This is a genomic window from uncultured Mucilaginibacter sp. (genome assembly GCF_903913935.1).
Lineage (GTDB): Bacteria > Bacteroidota > Bacteroidia > Sphingobacteriales > Sphingobacteriaceae > Mucilaginibacter.
Window position 1 is genome coordinate 1 of sequence record NZ_CAIWNH010000424.1, and the last position, 14,629, is coordinate 14,629.

11 protein-coding genes are annotated in these 14,629 nt (G+C 42.7%); 2 read left to right on the forward strand and 9 right to left on the reverse strand.

Annotated elements, in window-relative coordinates; all coding sequences use genetic code 11:
* Positions 1-467: 467 nt before the first annotated feature.
* The gene (locus QZY09_RS17165; RefSeq protein WP_295674346.1) at positions 468-3,059 is read left to right on the forward strand and encodes a glycoside hydrolase family 3 N-terminal domain-containing protein; all 2,592 of its coding nucleotides are present in this window, start codon (positions 468-470) and stop codon (positions 3,057-3,059) included.
* 180 nt (positions 3,060-3,239) lie between these two features.
* Here QZY09_RS17165 and QZY09_RS17170 read toward each other — a convergent pair whose 3' ends face one another.
* Positions 3,240-4,481, reverse strand: coding sequence for an alkaline phosphatase family protein (locus tag QZY09_RS17170; RefSeq protein ID WP_295674349.1), 1,242 nt, complete (start codon positions 4,479-4,481; stop codon positions 3,240-3,242).
* A 335-nt stretch (positions 4,482-4,816) separates the two neighbouring features.
* Between QZY09_RS17170 and QZY09_RS17175 the strand changes: the two genes are divergently transcribed.
* Positions 4,817-5,155 (forward strand): hypothetical protein, encoded by a 339-nt coding sequence (locus QZY09_RS17175; protein ID WP_295674351.1) that lies wholly within the window; start codon positions 4,817-4,819, stop codon positions 5,153-5,155.
* 83 nt (positions 5,156-5,238) lie between these two features.
* Here the strand turns inward: QZY09_RS17175 and QZY09_RS17180 are convergent, their stop codons facing one another.
* The 8 genes from QZY09_RS17180 to QZY09_RS17215 all read right to left on the reverse strand — a co-directional run bounded on the left by QZY09_RS17180 (position 5,239) and on the right by QZY09_RS17215 (position 14,521).
* Entirely contained in the window at positions 5,239-6,213 is a 975-nt protein-coding gene (locus tag QZY09_RS17180; RefSeq protein ID WP_295674352.1) for a putative sulfate exporter family transporter, read from the reverse strand.
* Positions 6,214-6,396: 183 nt separating this feature from the next.
* On the reverse strand, positions 6,397-6,612 hold the full coding sequence (locus QZY09_RS17185) for a hypothetical protein (protein WP_295674355.1): 216 nt from the start codon (positions 6,610-6,612) through the stop codon (positions 6,397-6,399).
* Positions 6,605-7,570: a hypothetical protein gene (locus QZY09_RS17190; protein ID WP_295674356.1), complete on the reverse strand. Its 966-nt coding sequence runs from the start codon at positions 7,568-7,570 to the stop codon at positions 6,605-6,607. Before QZY09_RS17190 ends, QZY09_RS17185 begins: the two co-directional genes overlap by 8 nt.
* Positions 7,571-7,805: 235 nt before the next feature.
* Positions 7,806-8,270, reverse strand: coding sequence for an HXXEE domain-containing protein (locus QZY09_RS17195; protein WP_295674358.1), 465 nt, complete (start codon positions 8,268-8,270; stop codon positions 7,806-7,808).
* Positions 8,271-8,446: 176 nt separating this feature from the next.
* Complete coding sequence (locus QZY09_RS17200) at positions 8,447-9,274, reverse strand: hypothetical protein (protein WP_295674360.1); 828 nt, start codon at positions 9,272-9,274, stop codon at positions 8,447-8,449.
* A 101-nt stretch (positions 9,275-9,375) separates the two neighbouring features.
* Positions 9,376-10,629 carry an OmpA family protein gene (locus tag QZY09_RS17205; protein WP_295674362.1) on the reverse strand — a complete coding sequence of 418 codons (1,254 nt, stop codon included), beginning with the start codon at positions 10,627-10,629 and terminating at the stop codon, positions 9,376-9,378.
* A 92-nt stretch (positions 10,630-10,721) separates the two neighbouring features.
* On the reverse strand, positions 10,722-11,459 hold the full coding sequence (locus QZY09_RS17210; RefSeq protein WP_295674363.1) for a LytTR family DNA-binding domain-containing protein: 738 nt from the start codon (positions 11,457-11,459) through the stop codon (positions 10,722-10,724).
* 5 nt (positions 11,460-11,464) lie between these two features.
* Positions 11,465-14,521: a sensor histidine kinase gene (locus QZY09_RS17215; protein ID WP_295674365.1), complete on the reverse strand. Its 3,057-nt coding sequence runs from the start codon at positions 14,519-14,521 to the stop codon at positions 11,465-11,467.
* Positions 14,522-14,629 lie beyond the last annotated feature (108 nt).

Here is a 14,629-nt window from a genome sequence, read left to right on the forward strand (position 1 = left end):
TAAAATGGCGCTCGTAAATGTAAAAGTAATGATACAATTTATCAATAATGCGATTGTTGTTTTGTTTAAAATAGGCTACCAGATTGTTAATGTCGTTTATAAATTTATGAAGTGTTTTATAATTAGGATGTTACATAGGTATAAAAAAAATATTCAATTCTATTCCTCATTGCGATATTTATATCAGGGTACTGTTCTTAAGTCATATCAGCGTGGATTGGAAATTGCCTGATTCTTAGCTTAAGGTATAGCACAACAATCATTTAATCAATGGCACAGACTTTCATCGCCCAAAAATGCCTTTCCATCTATAATTCTTCGCCGCTAATCGATTAGAAATTAATGTAAATGTTTATATATTTACCTTTAATTGTGTCGATAAAACACAATGAGCCAACTGACCTCATTATCAATTATAAGCCTGTTTAATAACCACCAATTATTAATGTGTATTCCTGTATTTATTTATGAAGAAGATCTTTAACTCATCTCCAATTCTTTACTTTTCTGCAGCGGCAATTGTTGTGGCATTATTAGCCAGTATGTCGGCAGCCAGTCATTTTGATCCATCAAAAAAATGGTTTTCCAGGCCTGCGGACTCTTCAGGTATTGTTTTGGTAAAAAATGCCGGCGGGCCAACGCTGGGGTATTCCACTAAGTCGGGCGTAAAAATCTTAACTGTGGATGGCCTGGCATTTAAGGACCTGAATAAAAACGGCAAGCTGGATAAATATGAAGACTGGCGCCTGCCGGTTGATGAGCGTGCGAAGGACCTTGCTGCACAGCTTTCTATCGACCAGATAGCAGGGTTGATGTTGTACAGCGCCCACCAGGCTATTCCGGCCATGTCGGGCGGGCCTTTTGGTGCGGGCACCTATAACGGGAAGAGATTTAATGAAGGTGGTATTGATCCGGCGGACGTATCCGATCAGCAAAAAAGCTTTTTAATCAAAGATAACTTAAGACATGTGCTGGTCACCTCGGTACAATCGCCGGCCGTGGCGGCCCGCTGGAACAACAATGTGCAGGCCCTGGTGGAAGGTTCGGGGTTTGGTATCCCGGCTAATAACAGTTCAGACCCGCGGCACAGCGCAAATACCGGTTTTGAATATACCGCAGGGGCAGGTGGAACTATTTCGCAATGGCCCGATGAACTGGGACTTGCAGCTACTTTCGACCCTGTAGTAACCCGGCAATTTGGCAGCATAGCTGCACAAGAATACCGGGCGCTGGGGATAGCCACGGCTTTATCGCCGCAGATCGATTTGGGATCGGAGCCACGTTGGGCGCGTATCAATGGTACATTTGGCGAGGATCCGCAGCTTGATGCTGATATGGCAAGGGCCTATGTTGATGGTTTTCAAACCTCAACAGGAGACGCCGAGATAAAAGACGGTTGGGGTTATAACAGCGTAAACGCCATGATGAAGCATTGGCCAAGCGGCGGCCCTGAAGAAGGTGGCCGTGACGCGCACTTTGCGTATGGCAAATTTGCCGTTTACCCGGGCAATAATTTTGACGAACACCTGGTCGCATTTGTGGACGGAGCGTTAAAACTATCAGGCAAAACAAAAATGGTATCGGCAGTTATGCCTTATTATACTATTTCGTACAACAGGGATAAGCAGGGCAATGCGGGCAACAGCTATAGCAAATATTTAATTACCGACCTGCTGCGCGGTAAATACGGGTACGACGGTGTGATTTGTACCGACTGGATGGTAACCGCCGACGAAGGCAAAACACCCGATACTTTTTTAGGAAAATCATGGGGAATGGAAACAGCTACCGTTGCCCAGCGCCATTATAAAATATTAATGGCCGGGGTTGATCAGTTTGGCGGAAATAACGACGCCGGGCCGGTAATTGAAGCCTATAATATGGGGGTAAAGGAACATGGCGAAGCGTTTATGCGGGCCAGGTTTGAACAGTCTGCAGTAAGGCTGTTAAAAAATATCTTCAGGGTTGGCCTTTTTGAAAACCCCTACCTGGATGTGGAAAATACCAAACAAACTGTCGGCAAACCTGAATTTATGACCGCCGGGTACAATGCGCAGCTGAAATCAATAGTAATGTTAAAGAACCACGATAATGTGCTGCCACTGCAAAAGAGTAAAACTATATACATGCCAAAAAAATACTTTCCATCGGTGAAGGGATTTTTTGGGCCACCATCAAAAGAAAGATGGGAAGATGCTGTACAGGCCAGCCTGATCAGTAAATATTTTAATGTAACGAATGATCCGGCCAAAGCTGATTATGCCATCGTTTTCGTAAGCAGCCCAAGCGGCGGTGCAGGTTATGATTCGGATGATCTGAAAAATGGCGGTAACGGTTATGTGCCCATCACGCTGCAATATGGCGCATATACAGCAACTGATGCCCGCGCTCAAAGTATCGCCGCCGGCGACCCGGTTGAGCCCGGCATTACTAACCGCAGCTATAAAGGCAAATCTATTACGGCAGCAAACTATAATGATTTAAAAACCATTGAAGAAACCAAAAAGGCGATGAATGGGAAACCGGTGATCGTTGCCATCACTTTATCAAAACCTGCGGTACTGGCCGAGTTTGAAAAAGACGCTAACGCGATAGTGGCAGGTTTTGGCGTGCAAAACCAGGCGATCCTTGATATTTTAACGGGCGCTGCCGAACCATCCGGTTTGCTGCCTTTCCAGATGCCGGCCAATATGCAAACGGTTGAAGTGCAGAATGAGGATATCCCGCATGATATGATCTGTTATACCGATGCCGATGGCCATACCTATGATTTTGGTTTCGGGATGAACTGGAAAGGCGAAATCCATGATGCCCGTACTACAAAATATGTGGGTATTGTAACGAAACCGCAATTTCATTTAAAAGGGAATACCGTAACACTAACGTGCGCTACACCAGGAACCAAAATTTATTACACAACAGGCGGCCTAACCCCTGCATTTGTTGACGAAAACGAGTATAAACACCCATTCACAATTAAAAAAGGTACAGTCCTAAAAGCTATTGCTAAAAAGTTTGGGGTAGACAATAGCAGTATCGTGGTATTGGTTAAAAATTAACACTGTAAACGTTTAATAAAAGGTATGTGATTAAATGTCCGCGCGGTGGCACTTGATCTCAGGCATAAATTAATGGCAGGCCAGGGGGCAAACCTAAAATAAGATTGGCGGTTGCAACGAATGCCCCCCGGCCGATATGATGGCCGCGATATTGGCCTTGAAATGTGTGTTTTAAAGTTATTATTTTGAAATAACAAACCAGCGGTTAACGGAATTATAAGGAGCCTCGAGGTAAACTTTATAAAAGTTGGACGGTAGGTTCTTAACGGATACCAGCGCATGCTGATCCGCCACGGGAACTTCGGCAAGCATTTGGTAATTGTCGGGGTTGCCGTCTTTAAAATTATTAGTCGAGGCTACCCAAATTTTCACCTTGCCTTTTTTATCAAGCGCCTTCCAGGTAACATCCAGATCACCCTGGATATAGTTTACCTGGGGCATCGCGATAGATACCGGTCCGATCAAAGAACTGCCATCTATTTCGCGCAATTGGGCCCCGGGGATTTTCACCTCAAAAAAGTTAGCTATTGTGGGTGTGATATCAATAATGCCGGGCGTAAAATACCTTGCATACTCATTCAGCGCGTTGTAGTTGGTAACCATCCAGGTGGTACGTTGCCTGGCAGATTGCCCGCCGTGATTTTTGCCGCTTTGTTCATCCCGGCCATGGTCGGTGGTGATAAATATGAGCCAATCCTCGTTGTTGTGTTTTTGGCGGTATTGGATAGCCGCCCAGATCCGCCCAATTTGTTTGTCAGCCATCTCCACCGCTTCATAGGTTTGGGGGCTGTCGCCGTAACGATGGCCCATGTCATCAGTATATTCCAGGTACACCCAGCTCAGGTCGGGTGCTTTATCTTTAATGCAGGCGGCAGCTGAGTTGGCTACCTGTTCGTCAATTAAATGCATATACAAGCCCGCTTTATCATGCTTGAATTTTATCGTATCCAGTTCATAACCATCGTAAGCATAGTCAATTTTTAAATTGCCGGTTTGTGGCAGGCCCTCGCCAAGCAGTTTGGTGCGGTTATCTGTCCAGCTGGAAAATATACCTGTTGTTTTGTTTGGCCAGGCATTTTTAAACAACCTGAAAATGGTCCAGTAATTATAATCAGGCGCTTTAATTTCGTTACCCCAAACGTTATGCTTATTTACCCACGTGCCTGTTAATAAACTGTTATACCCATTGGCCGAAATTGTAGGCGTTTGCGAATACCCGCCCTTTTCGCCGCCAACATAGGCCCTCATATAGGCACCCTGTGTTTCGATAAGCCTGAGGTTTGGCGTGTTTAGTTTTTCAATGACATCGGCAGGTATGCCGTCAACGATAATGAAGACTGCTTTCCTGGTCCTGTTTTGCGCTGAGGCGGTTACCGCAACAAGCAATAGTGGTAACAATAAGATTTTTTTCAACTGTAACATATTGTGCGAATAGATGCAAAATTACCAGCTTTTAAAAGATGGGTGGGTTAATTAATTGTTATTTTTTGCGCTTTTATCTATGAACAGCCGGATTACATCTATAAGGGCCTGTTTTTAAGCGATTAAAAATATATTTAGCTTATTATTAAGCAATTACAGAGTTAAACGATTGGTTTGTTGTGTTGGTCTATATATAAAAGCTGGTAGTCTATTTCATTTTTTCAGGGATTAAAGTTGCTGTTACTTTGTTCTGTCAAATAAAAAAAACAACAATTTAAAAACATTTAAAATAAAAAGATCATAAAAAATCAATCAAATTAACCGCATTATTAGTATTGGCAAGTGTAAGCGTTTTTGCAGCAAATCCAGCTAAAGGCACGGTACCTGCAGACGATAAGATCAGCTTTTCTGCACTGCCCTCACATCAGGGTGTTGATATTAAAGTGCAGTCTGCCTCGGCAGCCAAGGCTATTGTAATGATATCTGACCAGGACGGAAACGTAATTTTTAAAGACGCCATGCCGGCCTATAAGGAAATGGAGAAGGGTTATATCCTTAACCAACTGGACAACGGCGACTATAAAATTGAGGTTATCGCCGATCATCAAACCGTAACAAAGGATGTGCATGTTTATGATGAAGACGGTGCAAAGGAGTTTATCATTTCGGAATGATTGCGATCCAACTATTCGCAAACAAAAAGCATCGCCATTTATCCCGGCGATGCTTTTTGTTTTTGCGTCTTTATTTTTAATCATTATGCCAGGTGCATTACCGCATATAAGGCCCCCCCAGATATGGCTATCCATAAAAATACGCCTTGCAGCAATGGTTTAAATCCAACGGATGCGATCACCTTCCGCGAAAGCCCCGCGCCGATCAGGAAAAGCGTAAGGGTCAACCCTGCCTTCGCGATCAAAACTAAATATGGGCTTAACAATTTTACCGCAGGTAAATAGGTATTGGCAATTAAAGCAACAATAAAAAGGCCAATAAAATAGGGGACACTTGCCCTGCCCCGGCCGTTTTTAAATACATACGATGAAATAAAAGTGACCGGCACTATCCACAAGGCCCTTGCCAGTTTTACTGTTGTGGCTACCTCTAACGCATGCGCGCCGTACTTGCCTGCCGCGCCAACAACCGAGCTGGTATCGTGAATGGCGATGGCGCACCATAAACCAAATTGGGTTTGGGATAAATTCAGATGATGTCCTATTACCGGAAAAATAAACAGCGCGACGGAATTCAAAATGAACACACAGCCCAAAGCCACAGATATTTGTTTTTCTTCGGCTTTGATAACAGGCGAAATAGCAGCGATAGCGCTGCCCCCGCAAATTGCTGTACCAGCTGAAATAAGGAATGAGGTTTTTTTTCCTGTTTTTAGCCATTTACCTAAAAAGTAACCGGCCAATAAGGTCCCGCTGATGGATGCGATGGTAAACAATACGCCTTCTTTACCAGCCTGTAGTGCCACATGAACGTTCATGCCAAAGCCAAGACCTACTACCGAGGCTTGCAACAAAATATGAGTGGCTTTATGATTTAAATGCAAATAAGGGTGCCCGGTTGATTGGGCAATAATAAGCCCGAGTAAAAGCGCTACTGCAGGGCTGGCATAGGGCGTGATACAAAACACTGCGCAAATAATAAATAAAAGCTTGCGCCCATTGTTATTAATATTGATAAAAAAATCAGTTTGCCGGGCGAGTTGATGTTGGCTATCCATAACCTGTGATTATTTGATAGCACAAAGATGCAGTGTATTATACTGTATTTTTTATCATTAAATGCGATGGGGGATAACCGTAAGTTATGGGTTAGTTAAGTTGATTGAGTTGATTTAGTTAATTAAGTTGCCAGGGTTTTCTTTCGGACTTTCGGACTTAAATAAACTTAATCAATCACCCAATTAATGGGCCGATTCAACAATATCGCCGCTGTCAATACGGCTTCTTTTGATGTTTACAGTGACATTTCCGCGGTAAAGTTTGTAGTTATTGAAATAGTTTGGCAACCCTTCTGACGCCAGCTCCTTTGAGCCGTTGGTTACCGAATAGTGCAAATGCGGATACATGGACCGGCCCGAAAAACCAACCGAGCCGAGTTCATCACCTTCCTTAACCATTTGCCCGGGCCTTACTTTTAAGCTTCCTGCTTCCAGGTGCCAAAAGCATGCTGTACTCGCCGTTGGCGTGTTGAATAATTACATAGTTGCCCATGCCCTCAGGATCAATGGTCGACGCTGATTTGGGTGATTTAATGGTTTTGCCATCATATTCATTATCGGGAATGCTATTTTGTATAGCGACGATCTTCCCATCCAACGGAACATAAACAGGTTTTCCGTAGCTGTACCAGTTTTCTTTTTTATAGGGCGAGCCACCGTACATCGAGCCATTACCATCCACATTCATCAGGTCGTAGGCGTAACGGCTTGAATTGGAGGTTATTTCTTTCACCTTAGCGTCGGCTATATCCGTCGACCGGCGATTACGGGAATAAAAATCATGACCATCCCAAACAATTATTTTGCCCTTTAATGGCAAAAAATAATCGTTTTTAGCTACGTATACCTGTGGGGTTATTACTTTTATAACTGAGGCGTCAAAATCAACCGGCAGCCTTTTCTTATTCATATCTATTTGCTGCTGGGTATCAGCATAATTAAAAAAGAAACCATATTTAACAGATGCTATTGTCAAATCAGGCGGAAAAGTATGGAATGGGTTAAAAACATTCACTGTTTCACCGGGTTTAATGGTAGTATAAACAAGCAGGTCAATCCCGGGTGCCTTCCCGTTGCTGTTCATGAATTTTCTTAAAACCAGTTTGCCTGTTTTGTCCATTACTGACGCCTCTACCGAACTTAACTCAATGGTGTGCGTAGTTTGATTTTTTATGGTGATATCAAAGTTCATGTAATAACCATAGATATCTTTTTCAATCAATGGCCTGACAGGAGAAATTGTAATGACAACTTTTGATGTATCTGTGTCCGGACCCTTCAAGCCCGATCGGATATTACCGCCTTTAAAGCTATTAAGGATCAATAAAAGGCAAATCAATGTAATGTATTTAATCATCTTAAATTGTAATAAAAACAGGTTTTATTTATTAGCCGCTTTAAAGCTTTTAAAAAATTTGGCAAAGCGGGATAAACTATCGTAGCCTTGTACGCTAAAAATCAGGTATTTGTTACGATTCAGAACCATTGCCAGTTTGGGTGGATAATAAGAAACCCTGCATTTCTCGTATTAAGCTGGTTAATACAGGAATGCAGGGTTTTATAGGACTTGTTTTTGTTCTTTAACCGGAGCCTTACGGCTTAAAAAAATCGAGGTTTTTTGTTTTGAGCAGGAAGACCGGGAAAGCCATTACGAGCGCGCCGCATACACCGGAGATCACCAGTGCTTTTGTGTGTACGCCCAGGTCCATAGCAACGTTATAACTGCCTAAACCGATGGGTAAAAACAGGAATATTGCTGTAAACATACCCGGAGAAAACTGCCTTTTAGAACGCACATAAGGGATAATATGAAATATCATGGCATTCACCAGCATCGCCGCCGGAAAAACAAGGCTGAATGTTGGATGTGCCCAGCCAACTTCGGCGCATGAAAATCCTAATAACAAAATCGCGATATTCATCACATAAAATGTATTCCAGTCCACATCAAGTTTCATTATTTTTTGCGACCAGGTTTTCCAGTCATAGCTATATTCTTCCAGAATATGGAATGCGTAAGCCGCCACGGCCACCCAAAATATGTAATCAGGTTTCATTAATAGTATGTTAAAAAAATGAAGATAAAGAAAATTATCGCGATTGGGGGGCAAAACTTAAAATAAGTTAGCCTGCCAGCAAAAAGGTAACCGGACGCAGGTGGGTTGGTGGGGATCATCAAATCAACTGCAAGGCCGGGTTTCCCCGGCCGTTTGCAGTATCAACCCTAACTAATTTATTTTCCTATGAGGTAGTATAGTTTCTTCCAGTCGATCAATTTTATTGCCGCGTTAATATCAGCGGCATCGCCTTTTATTTGTACCACAATGTTCTGGGTTACAGGTACACCGATTTTTGATTTATCAAAGGCGATAGCATATCGTGTGCGTACTTGCCCGTCGTGCCTGTCATCCGCTGTTTGGCCCGCAACCGGTTTGCCCAGGAAGATGATGGCATTATCATAATAGGCATCGCCCGGAGACATGTCTGGCCTGCCATCTGACATGAAGGGGCATCCATCAGAATGTATACCTATTAATGCAAGGGTAGCAGGGATAGGTAAAGTGATTTTTTCAGGCGGGCTTTTGGAGCAATAGCTTAAAAGAAACGCGCCCGAACCTCCTGAAGAGATATTGACCATTACCTGGATAGACAGCTTTGATTTTGCAGTACTTTTAAGCGCGGCAGCAATCTGGGTAGCATTGTTAAAATCTGTAATAGATTTATAAGCGGAACCCGCGAGGCCATCGCTCTGCTCAGACGGCATGCTGAACTCTATTTTATAATTCAGGGAATAGGGATCGCCCTTGCCCAATGAAACAGGGCATTTCCCGCGGCAGCTATTATCGGCATATTCAACAGGACAAAAATATTTGATCACATCAAAATCTTTTCCATCGCCTACCGCTTTCCAGTCCTGGTATTCATGGGGTATGGCGTTATATAAAACCGGGTAAAGGTTATTAAACCAGGTGATCTCATCCTGCCTCAATGGCCTTTCTTGCCCGCTAGCGATAAACTGGATGCAGTTAATAATTAAACAAACCAATAAAATTTTTTTCATTTTTTGCTTATATGTCTTTTTAACTGAGCTGGTATTTAGTTTTCTTTCACCATAACCCGAAAATGGAAGTCGTTGCAATGTGACTTACCGTCGTTTTAAAATTATTGTTTTACAAATTCAACCCTGCGGTTATTGGCTTTACCTTCAATAGTCATGTTATCGCCAATAGGTTTGCTGTCGCCAAAACCTTTTGACGAAAGGCGCGATGCATCAACACCCATTGTGATCAGCCGGTTCATCACTGCATCTGCCCGTTGTTTGGATAGGGTAAGGTTATGCTGGGGCGTGCCGGTATTGTCCGTATGCCCGTCAATTTCAAACTTAACGTCCGGGTTATCACGCAATACGCCTGCGATCATATTGAGCGTACCCATGCTTTCGGGTTTGATGGTAGCTTTATCCACATCAAAGTTGATCCCATGGGTGATGATCTTTGCATCGGTAAATTTTTTACCCAGCATGTTCATCCCGCCGCCATTAGCAATGCGAAAGTTTGCAATAACAATCGGGGCTTTAGCATCGCCTATACCTTCAATGTCAATGGCGTGTGGCGCTATCCCAACATTTGGTACCACCAATACGCGATACTGATCAACATAAACCTTTATCTGGTTCTTTTTGTAGGCAATGGCTATGTGGTGCCATTTGTTTAAATATCTTTCTCCTGTTATATCCGCCGGAAAATTGCCTTGCAGGTCAATGGTTTCGCCTTTGTATTCAATGCCACCCCAGCCATTGTGGTCGCCTATGGCCAATTCGCCCAATACCCCGCTGGCAGCAGTTGCGCTGGCATTTGAACTATAAAAGTATAGATGAGGCTGATACCCGCCGGTTGAGTAACTATCAAACTCGATAGTAAAAGGGTCACTTAAATAGGATGGCGACTTGATCAGCGGGCTTACATGTGCATAATTTCCGTCGGTCAATAAAATGGCTTTTACGGTGCCAATGGTATTCATTACCGCTTGGCCGCTTCCCAGGTTCCAATGTGCGGGAAATTCGCCGTTCTGGTCGTCGGCAAAATCGTCATAAAAAACAATTTGGTCACCCGGTACAAAATCGTAGTTATTATATGCCGCAAATGACGCGCCTGTTGTAGCAGGGGCGCTGTTGTTTAGGCCCGGTTCACTTCTTTTAACTGTGTAGCTTGAGTCAGCGGGTTTTTTCTTTTTTTTGAAAAGTCCTTTTATAGCGCCTTCCACTTTACCCAATCCATTATCAATTGTACTGTTTTCATTGCTGTTTACCCGGCTTGCTGCGTCATCTGCCGCAACATCTTTGGGTTTGTCAATTACCTGTGCATAACCTATGCCGGTAACAGCGCTTAAGGCAATAATGATCACCAACTTTTTCATTTTCATGTTTTTTAGTAGCATAAAAGTGAAAAATAGATTCTGCGGTTTGTACCTTCTTTAGTAACTGGCGTTTATGGCTTTATAAGTGGTTGCTATATTGACGAAAGCAGTTCAAGGAATGCACTTTTGCGCCGGCGGCTTACTTCTATTTCAACATCATTGCGCATAATCACGCTACCGCCTTCGCCCTTTATGTATTTTTTGATGTGATTCATATTGATAAGGTATGAATGATGCACCCTGAAAAAGAAATGGGGTGATAAAAGATCATCGAAATCCTTAAGGTTTTTGGTGGAGGTAATAACGGTATTGTTCAAATAAACTTCGGTATAAGCATTATCGGCTTTGCAGTAAACAATGTCATTGATGTTCACAAACTCAATAGCAGTAGCCGATGCTATAGCAATTTTGTCAAACCTGCTTTTGGATTGTTGTAACTGTTGCAGTAAGTGTGGTACTTGCTGTACAGAATGTACAGGCTGGCTATTTAAACGCTGTATAGCCTTGCCAAGGTCGTCAAGGTCAATCGGTTTCAATAAAAAATCAATTGCGGATAGCTTAATAGCATTGAGCGCGTAATGATTATGTGCCGAAACAAAAATGATCATAAAATCAATGGTACCGAGTTCCTTTAACATATCGAACCCGTTTTTACCGGGCATTTCAACGTCTAAAAACACCACGTCAGGCTTCCATGCGTCAATACGCCTGATCCCTTCGTCGGCATCTGCAGCCGTAGCCACTACTTTTATTTGCGGAAAATGCTGCGTTAATAATTGCAGCAGGATGTTTCTGCCCTTTGGCTCGTCATCAACAATAATCGCTTTCATCAGTATTAAAATTCTAATGGAATGATGATAATTACTTCGGTTCCGCAAGCGTTTCCATTCGCGTCTTTTAAATCGTTAACGGTAATGCTTGCTTCTTTTTCCAATAATTGCAGCCTTTCCTCTGTAATTTTTACCCCCATTGAATGTTTTTTTATTTGTGTGTTTGTATTGGCTTCTGCTGTCAGGTTTCGGCCAACCCCATTGTCTGTTATGATGCATTCCAAATTACCATTTTTCTGATCGAAACATAAGGTAAGTTTTTTTTCGCCTTTTTTACGGATCAGGCCATGCCAAAGGGCATTTTCAACAAATGGCTGGATGATCATTGCCGGAATATTAACGAATGAAGTGTCCAGTTTAGGGCCGATATCTATCCTATATTCAAACGAGCTGTCGAAACGCAATTTTTCTATCGAAAGATATAACCTTAGGGTTTCGATCTCGTCAGCCAGTGTTATAAATTGTTTTTCTGAATTTTCAAGTATCATCCTTACCAGTTTTGAAAAGTTTGAAAGATAGGTGTACGCCGTATCAGTATTTTTGGTGATGATGCACTCCTGAATGGAATTAAGCGCGTTAAAAATAAAATGCGGGTTCATTTGTGCGCGGAGGGCTTTCATTTCCAGTGCGGAAAGCTGTAATTGCAAGGCTGATTTTTTTTGCTCCCGCAGCCTGACATTTTGTATGATCAATAATATCACCAGGATCAGCACGACGATCAGTAAACAGACAAACCAAATCGTTTGGTAAAATTTAGGCTCAATGGTAAAGGCCACTAATTTTTCATCGCCGGCCAGGCCATCTGCTGTAACAGCCTTAAACCTGAAAATATAACGCCCCGGCGGCAGGTGATTATATTCAATATGCCCTTTATTGCCGGTGTAGTTCCACTCTTTATCAATTTTTTCAAGTTTATTGTAATACCTGTTTTGCAAGGGGTTGGTATAATTAAGCAATGCCCATTTAAAGGTAATTTTTTCAATACCTGCAGGTACAATTATATTTTTCAGGCTGCTCACATTTAAACTGGTGTCATCTGCAATTATTCCGGTTAGCAATAACTTCTTTTTAGCAGGGGTTCTCAGCAGTTCAGTAGGCTTAAAGCTAGTGATATAGTTTTCGCCGGTATAGACCATCAATCCGCCCGATACTTTTTTTATTGTACCGTCCATATCATTATTGATCAGGCCGTCTTCTTCGGTGTACTGGTTAAAACTGTGGTTGGCCGTATTAAATACCACTAAGCCGGTACGGCTGGCTATCCAGATATTCCCATTCCTGTCATCGGTATAATAATACACACGTTTATTCATTCCGGCCGGCAGTGGCCAACTGCTGGTTTTTCCGGTTAGCGTATTAATGGCTACCACCGCGACGTTGTCAATCAACCAAATGTCGTTTTTGATATAGATGATATTAACTGCGCGGGAATAAGGCGTGATATCTTTGTTTACGATTCGTTGGAATTTTTTAGTTGACGCATTATATTTTACCACGCCATAATCAAGATCAGCCATCCATATATTTCCCATGCTATCGCTTACGGCGTCCTCCACATTTATCCCCTTTGGCTTTCCGTACGCATCGGGCAATGTTTCAATCAAAGGTTTAAATTTTTTAGCGGTGCTGTCAAATCGCCAAATCCCCCGGCGCCACGGAAAACACCACAAGCCATGCTTGCTGCTAAGCACGTTGTTAATAAACCCGGATATTTTTTTCGTGCTATCCCCAACTGTTTTGCATATTACCGATATTTTATTGGTTTTGGTATCCAGTTTTAAGATGCCCGCGGTTGTTGCAAGCAGCAGGCTGTTTTGCCGGTATGGTGTAATATTCATTGTAGCAATACCGGGTTCGTTAAAACCCGTTGTATTTTGTATAGCGTGGGTGTAATTTTTTAGCAGGTGAAACTGATCGTCAAATACTTCCAGTTTTAATTTAGTATCTCCGCCCATCCATAGGAGCCCGTTTTGCTCCAAAAGTGCCGGATTTTGGTTGGTAATACTATTTTGCCCCGCAATAAAATAATGTTTAAAGATCTGCCGTTTAGGGTCAAGTATAAAAACGCCTTTTACCGTTGAGATCCATAACAGGTTATCCCGCGACACATAAATGCATCGCGGTTCAAGCGAGGCCGCTTCAGGAATCGGTTTCAGATCATGCTGCTCGGTTTTTAAATCTTTTTGGTTAAACTCGGTCAGGTATTCGCTCAGCCATAAATGGTATTCTTTGTTTTCATCGCGCTGTTCAACAATACTCATAATATGGGCAGGTATTCCCGCCAGATCATTAAAGTTAATGACAGTGCGGTTTTCAGGAATTACCTGTTTTAACCCGCCGCTCCAGCAGCCTGTCCATATTTTGCCTCCATGGTCTTCAAATATAGTATTCACCATCCCATCATATTGAGGGTCGTTTTTAGGGCTGTCGTATTGCTCATAGGTGAGTTTTGTGGTGTCAAACAACCAGAGGCCATTTACGGTGGCGAGCCAAAGCCTTTTCTTTGAATCTAAAAGCAACGCATTGCATTCATTGTTCAACCGGCTGGTATTAGTGGATTTGCCTGCCGTTTCGTTTAAAAAATGCCTGAATGTTTTTTGCCGCGTATCAAACAGGAGCAATCCGTCGCCGGTGGCTATCCATAGTTTAACACCGTCAAAAGCAAGGCTGCGCATCCGGTTATCGCCATCGTATTGCCACGAATGTATTTTTTCGGTACCCGGGTCGATAACGGAAAGGCCGTTAGAGGTAGCCATCCATATCCGATGCATCACATCCTCGGTAATAGCATTTATCTGGCTGCTTAAAAGTTGGTCGTTTGATGGCTGGTCGCCCGGGCGCCATGTTTTTAGTTCAGAGCCATCAAACCGGTTAAGGCCATTTTGTGTGCCCATCCACATGATACCCCGGCTATCCTGAAAAAAACTGTTTACCATATTATCAGCCAAGCCATCTTTTTCGCTGATATGGTAGTAAAGTTGTTTTGACTTGTTAACCTGCGCCCAAAGCCTGCCGCAAAGGAGTGGCAGTGTAAAAAACAGGATATAATATTTTAGGCGCAAATGGGTTGATTGTGAAATTATGAATAAATATTAAAAGTACATTTTATTTATTGAGTTAAAAATGCAATAAGCCGGATTAATGAAAATAGCTTAAATAAAAACAATACA

What these genes read in the sequence shown, in the direction of transcription:
- QZY09_RS17210 (WP_295674363.1), bottom strand. Translation starts at nt 11,459, where the DNA reads ATGAAAGCGATTATTGTTGATGACGAGCCAAAGGGCAGAAACATCCTG.
- QZY09_RS17185 (WP_295674355.1), bottom strand. Translation starts at nt 6,612, where the DNA reads ATGGTTAAGGAAGGTGATGAACTCGGCTCGGTTGGTTTTTCGGGCCGG.
- QZY09_RS17200 (WP_295674360.1), bottom strand. Translation starts at nt 9,274, where the DNA reads ATGAAAAAAATTTTATTGGTTTGTTTAATTATTAACTGCATCCAGTTT.
- QZY09_RS17195 (WP_295674358.1), bottom strand. Translation starts at nt 8,270, where the DNA reads ATGAAACCTGATTACATATTTTGGGTGGCCGTGGCGGCTTACGCATTC.
- QZY09_RS17170 (WP_295674349.1), bottom strand. Translation starts at nt 4,481, where the DNA reads ATGTTACAGTTGAAAAAAATCTTATTGTTACCACTATTGCTTGTTGCG.
- QZY09_RS17205 (WP_295674362.1), bottom strand. Translation starts at nt 10,629, where the DNA reads ATGAAAAAGTTGGTGATCATTATTGCCTTAAGCGCTGTTACCGGCATA.
- QZY09_RS17180 (WP_295674352.1), bottom strand. Translation starts at nt 6,213, where the DNA reads ATGGATAGCCAACATCAACTCGCCCGGCAAACTGATTTTTTTATCAAT.
- QZY09_RS17165 (WP_295674346.1), top strand. Translation starts at nt 468, where the DNA reads ATGAAGAAGATCTTTAACTCATCTCCAATTCTTTACTTTTCTGCAGCG.
- QZY09_RS17190 (WP_295674356.1), bottom strand. Translation starts at nt 7,570, where the DNA reads ATGATTAAATACATTACATTGATTTGCCTTTTATTGATCCTTAATAGC.